The sequence below is a fragment of the Nocardia heshunensis genome (genome assembly GCF_054782115.1).
This window is the reverse complement of record NZ_BAAGTC010000005.1, coordinates 149,732-169,205: the sequence shown is the minus strand read 5'-3', so window position 1 is coordinate 169,205 and position 19,474 is coordinate 149,732. Positions and strand designations below refer to the sequence as shown.

The 19,474-nt window shown below is 67.5% G+C and carries 18 protein-coding genes; 8 read left to right on the top strand and 10 right to left on the bottom strand.

All coding sequences use genetic code 11. From position 1 onward, the window contains the following. Window positions 1-2: 2 nt before the first annotated feature. Both ACYVN4_RS19420 and ACYVN4_RS19415 read right to left on the bottom strand, forming a co-directional pair. Window positions 3-770: an ABC transporter permease gene (locus ACYVN4_RS19420; protein ID WP_460723077.1), complete on the bottom strand. Its 768-nt coding sequence runs from the start codon at window positions 768-770 to the stop codon at window positions 3-5. Then, the gene (locus ACYVN4_RS19415) at window positions 767-2,047 is read right to left on the bottom strand and encodes a glycosyltransferase (RefSeq protein ID WP_460723075.1); all 1,281 of its coding nucleotides are present in this window, start codon (window positions 2,045-2,047) and stop codon (window positions 767-769) included. The genes ACYVN4_RS19420 and ACYVN4_RS19415 overlap by 4 nt, the downstream gene beginning before the upstream one ends. A 119-nt stretch (window positions 2,048-2,166) precedes the next feature. Here ACYVN4_RS19415 and ACYVN4_RS19410 point away from each other — a divergent pair, with 119 nt between their 5' ends. After that, window positions 2,167-4,752: a cytochrome P450 gene (locus ACYVN4_RS19410; RefSeq protein ID WP_460723073.1), complete on the top strand. Its 2,586-nt coding sequence runs from the start codon at window positions 2,167-2,169 to the stop codon at window positions 4,750-4,752. A 5-nt stretch (window positions 4,753-4,757) separates the two neighbouring features. On the opposite strand, the gene ACYVN4_RS19405 is transcribed toward ACYVN4_RS19410, so the two are convergent. Continuing rightward, complete coding sequence (locus ACYVN4_RS19405) at window positions 4,758-5,981, bottom strand: cytochrome P450 family protein (protein ID WP_460723071.1); 1,224 nt, start codon at window positions 5,979-5,981, stop codon at window positions 4,758-4,760. Between the two features lie 148 nt (window positions 5,982-6,129). On the opposite strand from ACYVN4_RS19405, the gene ACYVN4_RS19400 reads away from it, so the two are divergent. Genes ACYVN4_RS19400 through ACYVN4_RS19390 form a run of 3 tightly spaced genes read left to right on the top strand, consistent with a single transcriptional unit; the run spans window position 6,130 to window position 7,735 of the window. Next, window positions 6,130-6,555 (top strand): hypothetical protein, encoded by a 426-nt coding sequence (locus ACYVN4_RS19400; protein WP_460723069.1) that lies wholly within the window; start codon window positions 6,130-6,132, stop codon window positions 6,553-6,555. Further along, entirely contained in the window at window positions 6,549-6,776 is a 228-nt protein-coding gene (locus ACYVN4_RS19395) for a helix-turn-helix transcriptional regulator (RefSeq protein ID WP_460723067.1), read from the top strand. Before ACYVN4_RS19400 ends, ACYVN4_RS19395 begins: the two co-directional genes overlap by 7 nt. Next, a complete protein-coding gene (locus ACYVN4_RS19390) occupies window positions 6,773-7,735 on the top strand; it encodes an NAD(P)-dependent alcohol dehydrogenase (RefSeq protein WP_460723065.1) in 963 nt (320 codons plus the stop codon). Before ACYVN4_RS19395 ends, ACYVN4_RS19390 begins: the two co-directional genes overlap by 4 nt. Before the next feature lie 6 nt (window positions 7,736-7,741). On the opposite strand, the gene lepB is transcribed toward ACYVN4_RS19390, so the two are convergent. Further along, complete coding sequence (gene lepB, locus ACYVN4_RS19385) at window positions 7,742-8,539, bottom strand: signal peptidase I (protein ID WP_460723063.1); 798 nt, start codon at window positions 8,537-8,539, stop codon at window positions 7,742-7,744. Between the two features lie 26 nt (window positions 8,540-8,565). Further along, on the bottom strand, window positions 8,566-9,444 hold the full coding sequence (locus ACYVN4_RS19380; RefSeq protein WP_460723061.1) for an alpha/beta fold hydrolase: 879 nt from the start codon (window positions 9,442-9,444) through the stop codon (window positions 8,566-8,568). A gap of 96 nt (window positions 9,445-9,540) precedes the next feature. On the opposite strand from ACYVN4_RS19380, the gene ACYVN4_RS19375 reads away from it, so the two are divergent. After that, the gene (locus ACYVN4_RS19375; RefSeq protein ID WP_460723059.1) at window positions 9,541-10,539 is read left to right on the top strand and encodes a helix-turn-helix transcriptional regulator; all 999 of its coding nucleotides are present in this window, start codon (window positions 9,541-9,543) and stop codon (window positions 10,537-10,539) included. Here ACYVN4_RS19375 and ACYVN4_RS19370 read toward each other — a convergent pair. Continuing rightward, on the bottom strand, window positions 10,521-11,177 hold the full coding sequence (locus ACYVN4_RS19370) for a TetR/AcrR family transcriptional regulator (RefSeq protein WP_460723057.1): 657 nt from the start codon (window positions 11,175-11,177) through the stop codon (window positions 10,521-10,523). The two genes, ACYVN4_RS19375 and ACYVN4_RS19370, sit on opposite strands and share 19 nt — an antisense overlap. A 90-nt stretch (window positions 11,178-11,267) precedes the next feature. Between ACYVN4_RS19370 and ACYVN4_RS19365 the strand changes: the two genes are divergently transcribed. Then, complete coding sequence (locus ACYVN4_RS19365; protein WP_460723055.1) at window positions 11,268-12,770, top strand: MFS transporter; 1,503 nt, start codon at window positions 11,268-11,270, stop codon at window positions 12,768-12,770. A 57-nt stretch (window positions 12,771-12,827) separates the two neighbouring features. Here ACYVN4_RS19365 and ACYVN4_RS19360 read toward each other — a convergent pair whose 3' ends face one another. Continuing rightward, window positions 12,828-13,169: a MerR family transcriptional regulator gene (locus ACYVN4_RS19360; RefSeq protein WP_460723053.1), complete on the bottom strand. Its 342-nt coding sequence runs from the start codon at window positions 13,167-13,169 to the stop codon at window positions 12,828-12,830. 61 nt (window positions 13,170-13,230) lie between these two features. Here ACYVN4_RS19360 and ACYVN4_RS19355 point away from each other — a divergent pair, with 61 nt between their 5' ends. Then, complete coding sequence (locus ACYVN4_RS19355) at window positions 13,231-14,409, top strand: MFS transporter (RefSeq protein ID WP_460723051.1); 1,179 nt, start codon at window positions 13,231-13,233, stop codon at window positions 14,407-14,409. Beyond that, entirely contained in the window at window positions 14,388-15,839 is a 1,452-nt protein-coding gene (locus ACYVN4_RS19350) for a glycoside hydrolase family 76 protein (protein ID WP_460723049.1), read from the top strand. The genes ACYVN4_RS19355 and ACYVN4_RS19350 overlap by 22 nt, the downstream gene beginning before the upstream one ends. Before the next feature lie 25 nt (window positions 15,840-15,864). On the opposite strand, the gene ACYVN4_RS19345 is transcribed toward ACYVN4_RS19350, so the two are convergent. The 3 genes from ACYVN4_RS19345 to ACYVN4_RS19335 all read right to left on the bottom strand — a co-directional run bounded on the left by ACYVN4_RS19345 (window position 15,865) and on the right by ACYVN4_RS19335 (window position 19,356). Next, complete coding sequence (locus ACYVN4_RS19345) at window positions 15,865-16,416, bottom strand: dihydrofolate reductase family protein (RefSeq protein WP_460724041.1); 552 nt, start codon at window positions 16,414-16,416, stop codon at window positions 15,865-15,867. 65 nt (window positions 16,417-16,481) lie between these two features. Then, window positions 16,482-17,069 (bottom strand): Uma2 family endonuclease, encoded by a 588-nt coding sequence (locus ACYVN4_RS19340; RefSeq protein WP_460723047.1) that lies wholly within the window; start codon window positions 17,067-17,069, stop codon window positions 16,482-16,484. A 103-nt stretch (window positions 17,070-17,172) separates the two neighbouring features. After that, window positions 17,173-19,356: a malate synthase G gene (locus ACYVN4_RS19335; RefSeq protein ID WP_460723045.1), complete on the bottom strand. Its 2,184-nt coding sequence runs from the start codon at window positions 19,354-19,356 to the stop codon at window positions 17,173-17,175. Between the last annotated feature and the right edge of the window lie 118 nt (window positions 19,357-19,474).

The window sequence follows — 19,474 nt, the reverse complement described above, 5'->3', positions numbered from 1 at the left end:
CCTCAGCGGAAGGACAGGCGGCGGAAAGAGACTGCCGCACTGAGAAATCCGATGGCGGCGAGCACCGCGCACCACAGCACCGCGGACAGGGTGCTGGCGGGTCCGGTGCCGTCGAGCAGGCTGCGGATGGCATCCACGACCGGCGTCGCGGGCTGATTATCGGCGAAGGGACGCAGCCAACTCGGCATGGTGTGGGTCGGGACGAACGCGCTGCTGATGTAGGGGATGAACGTGATCGCGTAGGTGAGCCCGCCGGCGGCCTCGGGATTGCTGGCGGCCATGCCCAACGCCACGGATATCGCGGTGATCGCGATGACGAACAGGGCGATGACCGCGGTGGCGGCCAGCCAGCCGAGCGGGCCAGAACCGGGGCGATAACCTAGTGTCACGGCCACACCCACCGCAATCGCGATGGCGGCCATGGTGCGGACGAACCCCTCCGTCAGGTGACCGGCGGCCAGCGCCTGACGGAACATCGGCAGCGTGCGGAAACGGTCGATACTGCCCCGGGTCATATCGGTGCAGACGCTCGCGGCCGTGATGGACGCGCCGAAACCCGTGCACAACAGCATGATTCCGGGCACTACATAGTTCAGGTAGGAGCCGCCGACCTCGATCGCGCCACCGAAGACGTAGGTGAACAGCAGCATCATCAGGATCGGCATGGACAGCGAGATCACCAAGGTGTCGGTGCTGCGCAGCGTGCGGCGGGCAGACCGACGGAACATGACCAGGGTGTCGGGGACCAGATAGCGGACGGGAGCGGTCACCGGGCGGCGGCCTCGATGAGATCGGCCGCGCGTTCGACGGTGCCGGTGGTCCGCAGGGTGGCGGCGAAAGCCTTGACCCGGGAGCGGCATTCGTCGGTCAGCAGCGGGGCGAGCTTGTGTTCCAGCCGCTCGGCCGTCAGCGTGGTGAACGGCAGATGCGCGCCCACGCCCAGCTTCTCGACCTGGCCGCCCCACATGGGCTGCTCGAATGTCACCGAGCACACCACGGTCGGCAGGCCCGCCCGCAGGCCCTCGAACAGCGTGCCGATCCCGCCGTGGTGCACGGCCGCCGCGCAGAGCGGGAAGATCTGGTCATAGGCGAAGTCGGTGCTGACCAGCTTGATTCGATCGCCGGTCACGGTATTGGCAACATCCAGATCGCTCCAGCCTGCATGCACGAGGGCACGGACACCGAGCCGAGTGGACACCTGCTCCACCATGGCGAATACGGCGGCGGCATCCTGGATCGGCATGCTGCCGAAGCCGAAGAACACCGGCGGCGCACCGGAACCGATCCAGGCCAGCAGCTCGTCGTGATTGCCGGAAAGCTCGCCCACCGCGGCCCGGGTGGCCCGATCCAGCGTGAGGAAACCGGTGAAGGGGCGACGCTCGTCCCACTGCTCGGGCAGGCCGGGAACCAGTGCCGGATCATAGATCTGGATCTCCGGGACCCGTGCGCGTGCCAGCGCCGCGGCCGGACCGGTGTAGGACCTCGGCAGCCCGAGCGTGCCGCGCAACTGGTTGAGGTAGCGCAGGAACACCACGCGACGCAGATTCTCCGCCACCGCCCAGGTCGCCCGATTGACCAGGCCCGGCGGATTCCAATGCGCCGGAAGCAATCCCGGGAACGGGTAGGCGCTGTTCATTCGGCACGGGAAATAGTGCAGGCTGACCAGTGGTACCCCCATGGCCTCGGCGACGGAGGACGCGCGGTCCTCGGTGACCGTGCTCGACACGATCAGCTCCGCCTTCGAGCACACCTCGATGACCTCGCGGTTCATCCGCTCGCCGTACTCGGCCATCTGCTGACCCACCAACTGCATCAGCCGCAGCGTATTCCCGGCCGCCAGCGCCCGCTGCCCCTCCTCGGAGCTGTAGAGCTGCTGCACATCCGGTCCGCAGGGCTGCGCGGGAAGTCCTGCGGCGGTGACGAAGTCGACCAGATTCGGCGGCGCGCCCAATAACACCTCGTGACCGCGCCGCCGCAACTCGACCGCGAGACCGACGACCGGGTGGACGTCGCCTCGGGTTCCGGTCAGCGGTATCGCGATGCGCATGCGGCCTCTTTCGACACAGATGGTGGGAACAGTAGACACTGGGCGATAGGGCCACCGCCGTCCAGACCGAAGAAATGTGGGCATTTCACAGCGGGGCTGTGGGGACTAGGGTTCCACCGATGCACATCGCGATGTTCGTGGACTATCACCCGGCCTCGCTCGGCGGGGTGCAGACCGCGGTCACCGCGCTGCGCCGCGGGCTCGAACACGCCGGTCACCGGGTCACCCTGTTCGTCGCGCCCGACCCGGACGCCGCAGCTCGAGCCACCACGTCCGACCCGGATGTCGTTGCCCTGCAGCCACTGTCGATCCCCGCCGTGAACGGTTTCGCGGTGGTCGCGCCGACCCGCCGCAATGCCGCGCTCATCGACGCCGAATTCGCCGCGCGCGGGCCGATCGACCTGGTGCACACCCACACCACCTACGGCGTCGCCATCGCCGGAATGAAAGCCGCTCGGCGCCACCGCATTCCCCTGGTGCACACCGCACAGAGCCGCGACGACGCCTTCATCGAACACACCTCGCCCGCCCCGTATCCCACCGCGCTGGCACTGCGACTGCTGCACGGGCGCTACGTCCCGCACACCCGATCCTCGCGCCGGCCCGGGGAATCGGCGGCGGCCCGGCAGGCGTGGCAGACCATCACCGGACAGGCGCAGGCCGCCGACCGGGTGATCGCGCCGACCCGGCACTTCGCGGATCTGCTACTCGCACACGGGATGACGCGACCGGTGAGCGTCATCTCCAACGGCGTCGACGACGCTCTCCTCGACGGGCGCACCGAGCTACTCGACGCCGACACCGAGGTGCCGCGCCCGGACGGTGGCCCGCTGCGGCTGGTCTGGTGCGGGCGGCTGTCGGGGGAGAAGCGGCTGCTGGAATCCCTGGAAGCGGTGCGGCGCACCGAAGGCTGCGTGCTAGACGTCTACGGCGACGGTGACCTCTACGGCGCGGCCGTCGGACGCATCGTCGAACGCCGCCTCGGCGACCGGGTTCGATTGCACGGCAGGGTCACTCAAGCCGCCGTCCTGGACGCCATGGCCGCCGCCGACGCACTGCTGTTCCCGTCCATGGGATTCGACACCCAAGGCATGGTGCTGCTGGAAGCCACTGCCGTGGGACTGCCGGTGATCTACTGCGATCCAGACCTCGCCGAATCGGTCCCCGCGGGCATCCGCACCGAGGACCCGTCGATCGAGGCCATGGCCGAGACCCTCGCCAAACTGGTGGCCGATCGTTCGATGCTGACCGAACTGCGCGCGAAGCTCGCCGGGCAGGCCGACACCGTGCGCCAATCCCGGCAGATCGCACAGCTAGTGGAGGTGTACCGGGACGCCGGTGCGGCAGTGGCCAGCGCGCTGCCCTCGCCCATGCCGCGCACTCTCGCCGACATCCCGACCGCACCGGGCAGCGTTCCCGTGCTCGGGCACAGCCTGCGCGCCCTCACCGACGCGCCCGGCTTCGTCACCTCGCTGCCCGCCCTCGGACCGATCGTGCGCGTGCACTTCGGCCGCCAGACCGGCTATGTGCTCACCACCCCCGACCTGCTGCGTGAAGTCAACCTGAGCGACGCCGAATTCGAACGTGAGGATCTGCGCGAAGCCATCGCCGATATCGCGGGTGGCGCGGTCAATGTGCTGCGTGGCTCCGAACATCGGTTGCGCCGCCGGATGATCTCGCCCGCGCTGCGGCAGACCCGGCTGGCCGAATATGCCGAAGCCGCTGCCGATATCGCCAATGCCTGGGCGGACGGGCTCCCGGCCGATACCCGCGTCGATCTGATGGACGAGGCGCACGGCCTGGTGCTCGATACCGTCTCCGCGACCCTGTTCACTGCCGAGTTCGGCGACAGCGCGCGCCGTGAGATCCGCGACAGCGTGCCGTGGCTGCTCAGCCAGGTCATCGTGCGCACGGCGCTGCCGCCGCAGTTGCGGCGCCTGCGGGTGATCGCGAACTACCGGTGGCGCAGTAAATCCCGGCACCTGCGGGCCGCGGTCGGCGCGGTCGTCAGCGAATACCGCAGGCGCGACGAGGATTTCAACGATGTGGTGTCCGCGCTCATCCGCCACACCGACGCCGAGACCGGCGCACGACTGTCCGATGACCACATCATCGACGAGGCCATTCTCATGCTGGCCGGTGGCGTCGGATCCATGGCGTCACTGACCGGCTGGCTGTGGCACGAGGTGAGCCTGCGCCCGGTCATCCTCGAAAAGCTGTACGCGGAACTGGATTCCGTGGTCGGCACCGGCGACGTGCGCCCGCACCACCTGGCCTCGATGCCGTACCTCAAGCAGGTGGTGTCGGAGACCATCCGCTTCTGGGGGCCGTGGATCAGCGCCGCCAATGCCAGCGCCGACCTGCCGATCGGGGACGTCACCATTCCGGCGGGGGCCGCGATCATGTTCAGCCCCTACATGGTTCAGCACGATCCCCGCTGGTTCACCCACCCGGAGACCTTCGATCCGGACCGCTGGGACGCGGAGAACGCCGCCGACACCGCCAAGAAGGCCATGATCTCCTTCGGTGTGGGTCGGCGGCGCTGCCTGGGCGATCACTTCGCGCTGCTCGAGATCGCGCTCGCCTCGGCGGCCCTGCTCTCACGCTGGCGGCTGACCCCGACGCCCGGGCATCGGGTGCGCGCCTCCAACCGCGATTTCGTGTTGTCGCCCAACGCCCTTCCCGTCGCGCTCAGCCGCCGGTAGCGGCCTCACTCGAGGAGCACGGGCAGCGCGGTCAGGCCGCGCATCAGGGTGCTGGCATGGTAGGTCAGGGTGTCGGCGGCGGGGGAGAGGCGCAGGTTCGGGAAGCGGGACAGCAGGGCCGCGAACGCCGTCTGGGCTTCCAAGCGGGCCAGGGGCGCGCCGACGCAGAAGTGGATGCCATGACCGAAGGCCACGTGACCGGTCGCGTCGCGATCGGGGTCCAGGGACTCGGGTTCGGGATAGCGTTCGGGGTCACGGTTGGCGGATGACAGGGCGATGAGCACGAATTCGTCCGCCGGGATCACGGTCCCGGCGATGGTGACCGGTTCCGCCGTGTAGCGCAGGGTCGACATATTGACCGGGCCGTCGTAGCGCAGGAACTCCTCCACCGCGTCCGGAATCGCCTCCGGGTGCGACTGCAGGGCGTGCAGCCGATCCGGATCGCGCAGCAGGGCGAGCGTGCCATTGGCGATCAGATTCACGGTGGTGTCGTGACCGGCGACCAACAACAGGAACCCCATGCCGACGAGTTCCCGATCGGTGAGGGCGTCGCCGTCGTCGGCGGGATCCGCCAGCGCGGAGAGCAAATCCGCGGTGGGCTGTGCGCGCTTGGCCGCGACCAGGCGCGACAGGTACGCGCCCATGTCGGCGGTCGACTGCGCGTAGGCGTCGTCGTTCTCGCCGGAGACGCTGACGATGGCGCGGGTCCACCGCTGGAAGTCGGCACGATCCTCGAAGGGAACGCCGAGCAGTTCGCAGATCACCGTGATCGGCAGCGGTTCCGCGAAATCGCGCAGCAGATCGGCCTCGGCGCGGGCGGCCATGGCGTCGAGCAGACCGGCGGTGATCTCCTCGATGCGCGGGCGCAGCGCCGCCACCCGGCGCGGGGTGAAGGCGCGGGTCGCCAGCTTGCGCAGCCGGGTGTGGTGCGGGGGATCGGTATTGAGCATGTTGGTCAGCAGCGCCATATGACCGGCCGTGGCGGGCGGCAGGCCGCGTTTGTCATTGAGCAGCGCGGTGGCGTGCTCGGCGTTCTTGCGCAGCCGCGGATCATTCAGGGCGGCACGGCCTTCGGCGTAACCGAGCACCACCCAGCGCACCACGCCGTCGGGGAATCGGACCTGGCGGACCGCGCCGTCCGCCCGCCAGCGGCGGTAATGGGCGTGCGGGTCGGCGAAGAAATCCGCTCCCAGGGATTCGATACGGTCCGGAGCTTCGAGATCGGCCATGCCTTCGACGCTATCGGGTCCGAAGAGAGAAGGGAACCGGCTGGGAGACAGGGCAATTCGCGGGACGAATGGTACGACGGGGTTGCTGTCCCGATTTTGAATGTAAAAGATTCTTCACATCATGTCGAAAATTCTTTACACTGAACTCGTGTCCTACGAGGAGAAGCGAACCTGGATCCTGGCGGTCGCGTCCGGTGTCTCGTATGCGATCTACCTGATCGTCGTGCTGACCCGGTCCCGGCACACCGCCCTACCGGACGTTGCGTATGTAGGGCCGCTGCTGTGGGCAGTCGGCGGGTCCATCGTCGTCTCGATCATGGCCAGCATCGCCGTCTCGATCGGATCGCGCGACCGTGATCGGCGCGATCAGCGCGACCGCGAAATCGACCGGCGCGGAACCCTGGTCGGCAACGGCTTCGTCGTGCTCGGCGCGGTCGCGGCGCTGGCGCTGGCCATGGCGGACGGCGACCGATTCTGGATCGCCAACGTCATCTACCTCGGCTTCACGCTGTCCGCGGTGGTGGGCGCGGCCGCCAAACTCGTCGCCTACCGGCAGGGGATGTGGCCATGGTGAAACCAACCCGGGTCACCAACAATATTCGCGCCCTGCGGTTCACCCACGGCGAGATGACCCAGGCCGACCTGGCCGATCGGCTCGGCGTGACCCGGCAGACCGTCAACGCCATCGAACAGGGCAAGTACTCGCCATCATTGGAGATGGCATTCCAGATCGCCCGGGTGTTCCGTGCACCGCTGGACGAGATCTTCGAATATCCGGAAGAAGACCAGCCATGAAGGCTATTGCGCAAGACGCCTACGGCACCACCGAAATGCTCTCCTACCGTGACGTTCCCACCCCCGAAGTCGGCCAGGACGGGGTGCTGCTCCGAGTGCGGGCCGCCGGGGTGGACCCCAGCGTCTGGCACTTCATGACCGGCGAACCCCGCATTGCCCGCCTGGCGCTGGGCCCGCGCAAACCCCGGGAACGAGTGCGCGGCTGGGATGTCGCGGGCATTGTCGAGGCAGTCGGCCCGCAGGTCACCGAATTCCGGCCCGGCGACGAAGTTTTCGGCACCGCACCCGGCAGCTTCGCCGAATTCGCCTGCGCGCCCGCGGGGAAACTGCAGCGCAAGCCCGTCAACCTGAGTTTCGAACAGGCGGCGGCCCTGCCGATCTCGGGCATGACCGCGCTCATCGGGCTGCGCGACGCCGGGCACATCGAATCCGGGCAGCGAGTCCTGATCATCGGCGCGGCAGGCGGGGTCGGGCACCTGGCCGTGCAGCTCGCCAAGCATTTCGGCACCGAGGTCACCGCCGTGTGTTCCGGCGGATCCGTCGCGTTCGTCCGCGACCTGGGTGCGGACCACGTCATCGACTACACGAGCGAAGAGCTCAGCGGCCGTTACGATCTCATCCTCGACATGGCCGGTAACCGGCCGCTACCGGTGTTGCGCGCCCTGCTGACCGAGACCGGCGCGCTCGTCCTCGGCGGCGGTGAGAACGGCGGCCGCTGGTTCGGCGGGCTCGGCAGATCCGCTTCCGCGCAACTGCTCTCGCCCTTCGTGCGTCAGCGCTTGCGGGCGCTGCTGTCGCTGCCCACGCCCGAAAGCCTGCGCGCCGTCACCGAACTCGCGACGGCGGGCGCCCTGGCCCCGCGCGTGACCCGCACCTTCGCGCTGCCCGACGCTGCCACGGCCATCGACCACCTCGCCGCCGGGCATTCCCGGGGCAAGTCCGTCATCGTGGTGAGCTGAACCGGATCACGGCTTCTGCGAGTGGATCGGGCCGATGCGGCCCGGCGGCCAGATCTTGAACACCGCCTTGCCCCGGATGTCGGACAGCGGGACAGTGCCCTGATACGCGTCCTCCACATGGGCGCGCGAATCGGCGGACTCGTTGCGGTTGTCGCCCATCACCCACACATTGCCGTCCGGCACCTTGATCGGACCGAATTCGCGTCCGGTACCGGCACTTCCGGTGTACGCCAGGCCCGGCCGGTACGGCAGGAGGTAATGGGCGTACGGCTCATCCAGGGGTTTGCCGTCGACCAGCACCCGGCCCTGCGCATCACAGCACTGCACGGTCTGACCGCCTACCGCGATGACGCGCTTGACCAGATCGTTCTCGTCCGGCGGCAGCAGACCGAAGAAGGCGATCGCGTTCTCGAGCCCCCGCACGGCCGCATTGCCCGACCGGTGCGAGGTCCAGGTGTGATCCCAGGACGAGGTCGGACCCTTGAACACGATCACATCGCCGGGCTGCGGGTCGCCGAAGTCGAAGCTGAGCTTCTCCACATAGATTCGGTCGCCGGTGCAACCCGGGCAGCCGTGCAGGGTCGGCTCCATCGACTGCGACGGGATCACGTACGGGCGGCCGATGAAGTTGACTACCAGCGCCACCGCCACCGCGGCGATCACGATCAGGGCTGGCAACTCCTGCCAGAACGGCCGTTTCTTGCGTTGGCGCTTCCGGCGTCTCCGGCGAGGCAGGGTGGCGGCCTCGCCGGAGCGCTCAGTGGTCCCGCCGGTGGTCGCCGCCGGGTCGATAATCTCTGACACGCCCACCAACCTAGCGTGGCGGCGGCTCAGGATCCTGAGGAATTCCTCTGGAGCACAGCATATTCGGATGCTTCCACCTGGGAATTGTCGAGGAATGCCAGCAGATCGGCGGTCAGGCGCGGGCCGTGGGTGAGATAGATGCCGTGCGGGGCGTTCTCATAGACGACCAGTTCACTGCCGGGGATGAGCGCGGCCTGGCGGCGGCCACCGACGTCCAGGGAGATCGAGGCGTCGGCGTCGCCGTGGATGATCAGGGTCGGTACGTCGATCGTGCGGAGTTCGGCGCGGAAGTCGGTCTCCACCACCGCGCGATTGCATTCGAGGATGGCCTGCAACGAGGTGTCGTAGGCGATCGACGCCTGCACCCGATCACGCGCGATCTGGTCGACCGCGCAACCCGGCAGGCCCACACCGAGATACGCGTCGGTGTTCGCGCGCAGCCAGACATCCTGGTGATGCCGCCACGAATCCCGCAGCGCGTCGGCCGCCTCCACCGGCACACCGTCCGGATTGTCGGGAGTCGCCAGCAGGAACGGCAGTGCCGCGGCGATCAACACGACGCGTTCGATCCGGTCGCTGCCGTAGCGGGAAAGGTAGCGCACGGCCTCGCCGCCGCCCATGGAATGGCCGACCAGCACCAGTCCGTGCAGATTCAAATGCTCGATCAGGTCCGCGAGATCGTCGGCCAGGGTGTCGTAGTCGTAGCCCAGCCCCGGATCATCCGAGCGGCCGTGGCCGCGCCGGTCCAGCGCGATGGCCCGCATCCCGTTGGCGACCAGATCGGCCATGACGCCCCGCGCTTCGATGCTGTCCATTCCGGCGGCGGCCAGGAACAGCACCGGCCGACCGGTGCCCCAATCCCGGTAGAACAGCGACGTGCCGGTGCGAGTTTCGATGAAAGGCATTGCGGTGACTCCTCATTCGTGGTGTTCGGAACGCGGAGAAAGGTAAGGGCGCTTCACTGACATCTAGTGTCAGTGGATTGCGGGAGAATCGGATTCATGCGCGCCAGCCGTCTGATGTCGATCCTGCTGCTGTTGCAGACGCGCGATCGGGTGACCGCGCAGGAGCTGGCGCAGCAGCTGGAAGTCTCGGTGCGGACCATCTACCGGGATATGGAACAGCTGTCCGTGGCGGGCATCCCCGTCTACGGCGACCCGGGCCACGACGGCGGCTACCGGCTGCTCGACGGCTTCCGCGCCCGCCTCAACCTGCTCACCGCCGACGAGGCCGAGTCGCTGTTCCTGTCCGGATTGCCGAGTGCCGCAGCCGATCTGGGGCTTGGTTCGATCGTCACCGCCGCCAACCTGAAGGTGATGACCGCGCTCCCGCCCGAACTGCGCGACCGTGCGGGCCGGGTCGCCGAACGCTTCCACCTCGACGCGCCGGGCTGGTACAGCGCGGCCGAGCCGACGCCCTACCTGACCACCGTCGCCGACGCGGTCTGGAACGAGCGCGCCCTGCGCTTCAACTACATTCGCTGGGCCACACCGCATCTGGTGACCCGGACCACCGAGCCGCTCGGGCTGATCCTGAAATCCGGCAACTGGTATCTGGTCGGACACCGCGACACACAGCTGCGCACCTACCGGATCTCGCGCATCATGGAGCTCCAGGTTCTCGACACGCCCGTCACCCGGCCACCGGACTTCGATCTGGCCGCCTATTGGGCCGGTTACCTCGACTCCTTCGACCGCCGCCGCCACCGTGATTGGGCCGTCCTGCGCCTGACCGCGGAAACCTTCGACCGGCTGCCCGAACTCCTCGACGCGGCCGCCGCCCAGGCCGCGCAGGACTCGGTCACCGACCCGGCCGGTGACGGGTCGTTCGAGGTGCGCATGCCCATCGAATCCCTGGATCGCGCGGTCCCCGACATCCTGCGGCTCGGCGCGGGCGCGGAAGTTCTTGCCCCCGAGGAACTTCGCCGTCGCGTCGCCGCCGAAATCGCGGGGATGGCCCGGCGGTACGCCGACATCTCGGATCAGTCCAGGCGGCCGTAGATCAGGCGCAGGATCGCTTCGGTGAGGTCGTCGACATCGGCGGCCATGTCCTCGCGGGGCGCCGCGGACAGCTGGGAGAGGCGGCCGTCGCGCATCAGGGTGACCAGGGCGGCCAGCGTGGCGGAGTCGATTCCTTCCGGGGCCAAGCCTGCCGCGCGGTCGCGCTCGATCTTGGCGGCCAGGCCGCTGGTGAACCGGGTTTGGATGGCGGCGATGAATTCCGTCAGGGGCGGGTAGCTGCTGTCGTAGCCCTCGAGGGAACAGACCAGGATCGCGTTGTTGTCGTGCCAGACTTCCGCCGCTCCGGTGAGCTGGGCGCGCAGCAGGTCCCGCTGCGGACCCGCGGAGGGCAGCCAGACGTGGGTCTCGGCGTAGCGGTCGCTCACGTCCTCCATCAGCCGCGCCAGCACCGCCTGCTTGGACGGGAAATAGAAGTAGAAGCTCGTGCGCGAAATGCCTGTCGCACTGGTGATGTCGTCGACCGTCAGGTGCGCCATCGACTTCTTGGTCAGCAGGTGGCGGGTCGCGTCCAGGATCTGGCTCTCACGTTGATCGCCCTTGGACATGGCGCCGCGGCGTCGGACTCCCTCGGTCGTGCCTCGGGCCTGGTTCACCTTGGGTCCGCCGTTCTGTGCCATGACCTCACCATAGAGCGCTTTCCATTCCCGCTGTGGACGTGGCGTCTATCATAATCGACACTGTGTCGATTCCGTCGTAGAGTCCCAGCAATGACCTCCCCGCTCGAGCATCGGCGTACCGCGTCGCCGACCGCGATCGTGCTGACCATGGCCAGCACCGTGTTCCTCCTGGCCATGGCGCAGACACTGCCCGTGCCCGCGCTTCCCCAGATCGGTCTGCAGCTCGGCGTCTCCGCGACGACCGTCGGCTGGGTGACCACCGCGACCATGCTGGCCGCCTCCGCACTGACGCCGCTGCTCGGGCGACTCGGTGACGTCTACGGGCACAAGCCCGTCATCCTCGCGACGCTGGTCGTGACCCTGGCCGGCAGCCTGCTCGCCGCCTCGGCACACAGCATCGACCTGCTCATCGTCGGACGGGCCCTGCAGGGAGCCAGTTTCGGACTGTTCCCGCTGGCGATCAGCGTGCTGCGGCACGAGCTGCCCACCGAGCGGCTGACCGGGGCGTTGGCCGTCACCGCGTCGACGCTCGGCGTGGGTAGCGGTGTCGCGCTGGTGGCGACCGGTCTGCTGACGCAGGGCGGCGCGGACTACCGTCGCATCTTCTGGCTGTGCGTCGTGTTGACCGTGGTCGTGCTGGCGCTGGCGTTCTTCACGCTGCCGCGGCGGGCCGGACAGGGCGGTCGCGTCGACTACCTGGGCGCGGCGGTGCTCGGGCTCGGGCTGGTCTGCCTGCTGCTGCCGATCTCGCAGGGCCACGAATGGGGTTGGGGCAGCGCCAAGGTGATCGGACTGTTCATCGCTTCGGTCGTCGTGCTCGCCGGGTTCCTGGTGTTGCAGTCCAAGCTGCGCTCGCCGCTGGTGTCCACCTCGCTGCTCGCGCATCGGCCCGTCGCGGTCACCAATCTGGCGAGCTTCTGCGTCGGCTTCGCCATGTTCAGCGTGTTCCTCGGCGCCACCTACTTCGTGGCGACGCCGCGTGCGCTGGCCGGGTTCGGCTTCGACGCTTCCGTGCTGCGCACCAGCGTCGCGTTCATGCTGCCCGGCGCGGTGGCCTCGGTCCTGATGGGTCCGATCGCCGGTCGCCTGGTCGGCCGGATCGGGGCTCGCTATGTGTTGCTGCTGGCCAGCGTCATCGGCCTGTGCGCGTTGACCTCCCTGGCCGTGCTGCACACCTCCAGTGCCGAAGTCGTTGCGGCCCTGATCGTCGCGAACTCCGCGATCGCCATCGCCTACGCCGCCATGCCCGCCCTGCTGGTCGCGAACGTGGCGCCCCATGAAACCGGGATCGCCAACTCCATCAACTCGATCATGCGGACCGTGGGCGGTGCCATCGGCAGCGCGCTGGTGGTCACCATCCTCACCAGCGACACCCTCGCCCACAAGCTCCCCACCGGCGCGGTCATCGCGCTTCCCGCCGAGGGTGCTTACCGCATCGCATTCATCACCGGCGCAGCCTTCTTCGCCGTCGCGGCGCTGCTGGCAGCCTTCGGGCTGACTTCGTCGGGCCGTCGACTGACCGCCCACGAGGTCGAGGAAGACGCGGCCCTGGCCACCGCGGGCGAATTCGCCACGGCTTCCACCAGCCTCTGACTGTCAACCTCGACGAACCCGCGCCGCAGCAATCGCGACGCGGGTTCGTTGCCGTTCTCACCGAGCGGAGTCGGCCAGCAGGTGGTCGAGAATCGTTCGTGCCGTGGTGATTCGATCGATGTCGGTGGTCATGCGGCCACGCTCGTGCAGGAGGCGTTCCCGGCAGCCGTCGAGCAGCGGCGAGCCGGTTGATCGGCAGGTGAGGATCTCCGCGATGAGGTCCATGCCGAGACCGGCGGACAGCAGGGTTTGGATGTGGGCGACGGTGTCGACGGCGGTGTCATCGAAGATTCGGTATCCGGCGGGCGTCCGATTCGCGGGCAGCGCACCCTTCTCCTGGTAGTAGCGCAGCGCGCGGATGCTGACGCCGGTTCGGGTCGACAGCTCACCGATCTTCATCGACATCTCCTGCACATCGCTGCTTGACTCTCACACCGGTGTCAGACTTTAGCGTAGCGGGATGCTTCGATTAGTAATCTTGATGGCTTGCGTATTCAGCATCACCACAGGTGAATTCGTGGTCGCGGGCATCCTGCCCGAGGTGGCCGGAAGTCTCGGGGTGCCGGTAGGAACCGCGGGGTTGGTCGTGACGGCATACGCCGTCGGCATGATCGTCGGGGGCCCGATTCTCACCGCCGTGACGGCGGGCATCGACCGGAAGCGGTTGATGCTGGCGCTGCTCGCGGTCGCCGTGATCGGCAATGTGCTCTCCGGATTCGCCTCCGGGTTCGTGCCGTTGCTCGGTGCGCGTGTCGTGACGGCACTGGTGACATCGACGTTCTTCGCCCAAGCCATCGTGGTCGCGGTTCGCTCCGCACCGCCCGGACGGGCGGGCACCACCGTGGCCCGGCTGGCGTTCGGAATGAACCTCGCCATGATCGTCGGCGCACCCGTGGGCACGGCGATCGGCCATCAATGGGGTTGGCGGGCAGCGTTTCTGGCCGTCGGTCTCGCGTGTCTGGTCTGCCTGGCACTGGTGGCCGGGCTGATCACGTCACCACCGGAGGAATCGCGCGGATCGGCGATGGCCGAACTGCGCGTCATCCGGCGACGACCGGTGCTGCTGGCGCTGGCCGCCACCGCGATCGGCAATATCGGCGTACTGATGGTCTTCACCTACATTGCCCCCCTGCTCACCACGCTTGCGGGCCATCCGAGCACCCGATTGCCGATACTGCTGGTCGGCTACGGAATTGGCGCCACGGTAGGCAATCTCATCGGTGGCGCGCTGTACGACAGGAACCCCCGCACCTCGCAACCCGCGCTGCTCGGCCTGCTCGTGCTCGTCCTGGCGGCGAGCTGGCCGGCAGCCCGCTCCCCGCTACCGGCCGCCGTAGCGATCGTGGTGATCGGCGGACTCGGTTTCGCGATAATCCCCGGCATGCAGGCACGCGTGATGAGCGCCGCCTCCGAAGCCCCGACCCTGTCCATGGCAGTCAACGCCTCCGCCTACCAAGTAGCCGCAGCCTGCGCAGGCCTGCTCGGCGGTTTCGTCACCGACTCCAGCGCCGGCCTCCCCCTCCTCTACCTAGCCGCCGCCGCACTCACCACCTGCGGCCTACTCCTCAGCCTGACCACCACACCTCGTTGGCCTCTCGGGCGGTTAGGGTGTCGGTCGTGGGCAGACGCGGGCGGGTGAGGTGGGGCGTCGTCGGCCTCGTTCTCGTGGTGTCGGCGAGTCTGCTCGTGCTGCAGCCGTTTTCGGCAAGGACGGTGGATGCCGCGGTGACCATGACGCCGCAGGTTCGGCAATGGTCGCGGGTGATCGCGCTGAACGCCGTGGAGGGCATGGCGACAGCGACAATCGGCAACGGCGGACCCGGCGACAGCGTCTGGCTCGACCGCCGCAGTGATCTCGACGGCACCGCGGTGAAGCTCGAAACCGTCACGGTGGCACCGGGCGCGACAGCGGCGAACACGCCGCCACACTCGTACGCGGGCAGTGCGTTGCGTGCGTGCGGAAAAGTCGCCGACCGGCCCGAGATTCGGTGTTCACGCTGGAGCGACGCGCAGGACGCACCGCCGGACCGTCGAATGCGGGCGCTGGAACGGCTACTGGATCGCTACGACCACGCGACCGGACTGTGGGAGAACGACGCCAGTACCTGGCGGAGCGCCGATGCGCTGGGCGCGGTGGTCGATTACATGGCTCGCACCGGCGACCGGCAGTATCTCGGCTATCTCGACGTGACCTACCGACACGGAACAGTCTCGCGCACAGGCGTTCCCAAGGACACCGGCTACAACGACGACGAACTGTGGTGGGCCTGGACCTGGATCCGAGCCTTCGACCTCACCGGCGAGCACCGCTATCTCGATGCCGCGCGTGCCATCGCCGACCGAGCCGACACGCAGCGCGCCGCCTCCTGCGATGGCGGCGTGCGCTGGGCCCGCACCGGAATCGACCCACAACTCCACCCGTGGACCCAGATCAACACGATCACCAACGCGCTGTACATGACGGTCACGGCCCTACTGAGCACCAGGGTCGAATCACCGAGCCGCCCCGGCTATCTCACCCGTGCCGCTCAGGTCTGGCAATGGTTCACCCACCGGTCCGGCCACCCGCTCCTCGACCCCTCCGGCCTGATCGACGACCACCTCGATACCAACGCAGCCGACAACAGTTGCGCTATCGCCGATCGCGATACCCGGTGGACTTACGACCAAGGCGTCATGATCAGCGCACTGGTAGCCCTGTACCGAGCCACCGGAACCCGCGAACTCGTCACCGCCGCCGATACGATCGCGGCGTCAGCCACGGCCCCCGGCTCCCCATTCCTCCGAGACGGGGTGCTCTGGGAGCCCGCCGCCACCGACTGCCCCGGTCCCGCCTGCCACGACGCCGAAGTCTTCAAGGGCGTCCTCGCCCTCTCCTACCGAGAACTGTTGAACACCGGCCACTCCCACGTCGCCACCGCCGAATTCCTGGACCGTCAAGCGAACGCCCTGACCGGTGTGGACGACGAATACGGCTTCCGCTGGCAACCCCTCCCACAACCCGACGACCCCCCGAACTTCGCCACCCAAACCGCCGCCCTCGAAGCCCTCGATGCCCAATCCCCATGAGGTGACATGACTTCGAGCCTGGGCATCAGTCGACGCGGTAGCGGAGCATCGTTGCGGTGTTGAATTGCCTTGTCTCCGTGAGGCGGAGCCGGATGCGTTTCTCCAGGTCGGGGAAGAACGGAGTGCCGCCGCCGAGAATCACGGGGGAGACGTAGAGGTGGTATTCGTCGATCAGGTTGTGGGGGATCAGAGAGGCGGCGAGGATCGCGCCGCCGACCTCCATGAGGCCGTCGCCTTCGGATTTGAGTCTCCGGACTTCCTCCACGGCGTTCGCACCCACCAGCGTGCTGTTCCACCCGACCTCGGTAAGAGTTCGAGAGAAGACAACCTTGGGTTTCGCCATCCAGAGGCTGCTGAACTCCCGCTCGATCGGCGACGCGTCCTCCGGAACGTACGGCCAGTGGGCAGCCATCAGCTCGTACACCCGGCGCCCATTGAGCGCGAGCTCGAGCCCCCGGAACCTGTCGTTGTGGAACTGATGCAACTCTTCGTCCGGAACAGTCCAGTTGATGCCGCCGTCGCGGTCATTGATGTAGCCGTCCACAGACACACCGAGCCCATAAATCAATGTCCTCATAACCTCTAGACCTCCTCCAGCATCGAAACTCATCGGTGCTCATTGGAGCCGTATGGCCGTCGCGATCAGGAGAAGTCGGCCAAGCGGGACAGGGGGAACGAGATCGGGAAGGGAGCGGAGACGTCGAGGACATCCGACTCCTCGAGGATGATCGGATCACCGTAGGCGGCACCGTTCAGGGTGCGAATCTGGATTCGCGGGCGGGGATCGAAATCGATCAGCCAGTACTGTTCGATGCCGGTGCGAGCGTACTCGATCACCTTGCGGTGGCGGTCTTCTCGCTCGCTGCCTGAGCCGCGCGAAACGACCTCGATGGCAAGCTGCACATCGTGGCCGGGGTACAGCGAAAGTCCCAGATCGCGGGCACTACGGGCGGCTGTTGCGCTCATGACTGCGACATCTGGCTTTCGGGCACCGGACGGCGTCGAAATATCCATGGGCGCTTGAACATAGACGCTGGCCCCGGAGTCTTCGGCCGCACGCTCCAGGATGCGTGCCAAGGACTTGGCCAAATAATCGTGGCGGGTGCTGGGGGACAACTCGATCAGCCAGCCATCGACGAGTTCGTGCGCCTTGCCCTCGTCGGGAAGGCCGTGCAGATCTTCCACGGTGTACGGCCCGAAGCCGTATCCGTCCTCGATGGCGGCACTCACCAGCTCCTGTCCTTTCGTCCGGGAACGTTCGCCAGTCTAAAGCGAATCCCCGATCGACAAGCGTCGACCGGGGATTCGTTTCACGAGGTGGAGCGGATGTGTCCTACACCGACTTGTTGAAGGCCTTGGCCTCGCGGCGGCGGCGGTGGAGGATGGGCTCGGTGTAGCCGTTGGGCTGCTTGGTGCCTTCGAGGACCAGTTCCTTGGCCGCCTGGAAGGCGATGGAGGCGTTGAAGTCCGGGGACATGGGGAAGTAGGACGCGTCGCCGGCGTTCTGGCGGTCTACGACGGGGGCCATGCGCTCGAGGGAGGCGATGACGTCGGCTTCGGAGACGATGCCGTGGCGGAGCCAGTTGGCCATCAGCTGGGAGGAGATGCGCAGGGTGGCGCGGTCCTCCATGAGGCCGATGTCCTTGATATCCGGCACCTTCGAACAGCCGACGCCCTGGTCGATCCAGCGCACCACGTAACCGAGCATGCCCTGCGAGTTGTTGTCCAGCTCCTGCTGGATCTCCTCGGCGGACCAGTTGGTGTCGGGGGCGAGCGGGATCTCGAGGATCTCGTCGACGGTGGCGCGGGGGCCGCCCTTGGCGATCTCGGACTGCCGCTTGAACACGTCCACCAGGTGGTAGTGGGTGGCGTGCAGGGTGGCGGCGGTCGGGGACGGCACCCAGGCGGTGTTCGCGCCGGACTTCGGCTGGGCGATCTTCTGCACCAGCATGTCGGCCATCAGGTCGGGCATGGCCCACATGCCCTTACCGATCTGCGCCTTGCCGGGCAGGCCGGTGGCCAGACCGGTGTCGACGTTCCAGTCCTCGTAGGACTTGATCCACTGCTGCGCCTTCATCTCGGCCTTGCGGACCATGGGCCCGGCCTCCATGGAGGTGTGGATCTCGTCGCCGGTGCGGTCCAGGAAGCCGGTGTTGATGAACACGACCCGGTCCTTGGCGGCGTGGATGGACGCCTTCAGGTTCACCGTGGTGCGGCGTTCCTCGTCCATGATGCCGACCTTGAGGGTGTTGACCGGCAGGTCCACGACCTGCTCGATGCGGCCGAACAGCTCGTTGGTGAAGGCCACCTCGTCCGGGCCGTGCATCTTCGGCTTCACGATGTAGATCGAGCCGGTGCGGGTGTTCTTCAGAGCGGTGTCGCCGTTGAGGGCGTGCTTGGCGATCAGGACGGTGACCAGACCGTCCATGATGCCCTCGCCGACCTCGTTGCCCGCGGCGTCGATGATCGCGTCGGAGGTCATCAGGTGACCCACGTTGCGCACGAACAGCAGCGAACGGCCGTGCAGCACAAGCTCACTGCCGTCGAGCGCGGTGTAGACGCGGTCCGGGTTCATGGTGCGGGTGAAGGTCTTGCCGACCTTGGTGACCGTCTCGGCCAGATCGCCCTTCATCAGGCCCAGCCAGTTGTGGTAGCAGAGGACCTTGTCCTCGGCGTCCACCGCGGCGACCGAATCCTCGAAGTCCATGATCGTGGTGACCGCGGACTCCAGCACCAGATCCTTGACACCGGCGGTGTCGGTCGAGCCGACCGGCGAGGACGGGTCGATCTGGATCTCGATGTGCAAGCCGTTGTGCTTCAGCAGGATCGAGGTCGGCGCAGCCGGGTCGCCCAGGTAACCGACCAGCGCGGTGTTGTCGGCCAGGCCGATCTCGGTGCCGTCCTCGAGCCCGACGACCAGTTCGCCGTCCTCGATCGAGTACTTGGTGGACCCGACGTGCGAGCCGGTGATCAGCGGCACCGCGTCATCGAGGAAGTTGCGCGCCCACTCGATGACCTTGTCACCGCGGACCTTGTTGTAACCCTTACCCTTCTCCGCGCCATTGGCCTCGGAGATGGCGTCGGTGCCGTACAGGGCGTCGTACAGCGAGCCCCAGCGCGCGTTCGCCGCATTGATGGCGAAGCGGGCGTTCATCACCGGCACGACCAGCTGCGGTCCCGCCTGGGTGGCGATTTCGGCGTCCACGTTCTCGGTACCGATCTGGAAATCGGCCGGTTCGGGACGGAGATAGCCGATCTCGGTCAGGAACTGCTTGTAGGCAGCCTTGTCGTAGCCGGCGCCGGGGTTGGCGCGGTGCCACTCGTCGATCTTGGCTTGGATGTCGTCGCGTTCCGCCAGCAGTGCGCGGTTGCGGGGACCGAGGTCATTGATGACGCCCTCGGCACCCGACCAGAACGCGGCGGAATCAACACCGGTGCCGGGGAGGGCCTCGTTCTCCACGAAATCGTGGAGAACCTTGGCAACCTGCAGCCCGCCGACCTGAATCCGCTCTGTCATCTACTGCCTCATTTCGAGAAGCCGGGTGGAAAAAGTACGCGCGTCATATTACTCGCGGTTACCGGGCGGTATTTCCCGGCCCGGGGGTTGGGGCCTCGGGTGATGGGTCTTGATTGTA